The sequence below is a fragment of the Streptomyces hilarionis genome (assembly GCF_024539675.1).
In the GTDB taxonomy this organism is placed as follows: domain Bacteria; phylum Actinomycetota; class Actinomycetes; order Streptomycetales; family Streptomycetaceae; genus Streptomyces; species Streptomyces hilarionis.
The window spans coordinates 1-624 of sequence record NZ_JAHHIT010000395.1; the positions used below are offsets into that span (position 1 = coordinate 1).

At 54.2% G+C, this 624-nt stretch carries 1 protein-coding gene; it reads right to left on the minus strand.

Annotated elements, in window-relative coordinates; genetic code table 11:
- Positions 1-288: 288 nt before the first annotated feature.
- Positions 289-624 (minus strand): hypothetical protein (locus tag KMS84_RS43710; protein WP_256921262.1); only part of this gene is annotated, 336 nt, incomplete at its 5' end.

Genomic DNA, 624 nt, shown 5'->3' on the forward strand with positions numbered 1-624 from the left:
CTCCACAGCAGAGACTTGAGGGTTTGCGACAGTTTTGCGTTTCCTCCAGAGTTGGCTTGAAGCCCCAGAAAGCCGGGCTTCGCAGCGACAGTTTTAATTCTCTAAATCCACCGCGACTGTCGTGATGATCCGCCTCGACGATACTCCAGGTGTCGTCTCGTCCCCCTGGTCAGTCAGCAAGGTCAGCCAAAGCGGACGCTCGTTGAGCATAGCCTCACAACACGCTCATTGAGTATCGCCCCTAGCCTTGCGGCTAGTTGCGGATCGTGTACCCCCACGACTGCCATCTCAAAGCTTTCTGGGCCCGCGTGGATCCAACGATAGTATGTTGGACGCAGGTAACTGTCGTTCAAGCTCAGCAATACGGTCATACAGCTCTATGATTTTCGCATCCGCCTCGCTCAATAAACTTGCTAGCTGGTCGCGCTGTCGGGCAACCTGCTCAATCCGATCTCGCAAGGCGCGGCTTTTCTGACGGGCAAGATGATTTATCTGGTTCAACGAACGAGGTCGCTCCTCCGCATGTTGTTCGATGTAGGTTTTTATCTCTGCGATGAGACTCGGGAAACGTGATTTCTTAAGTGCCGACGGATCGCTCCCGGCCTCTTTGGCCACGTTGTTTTG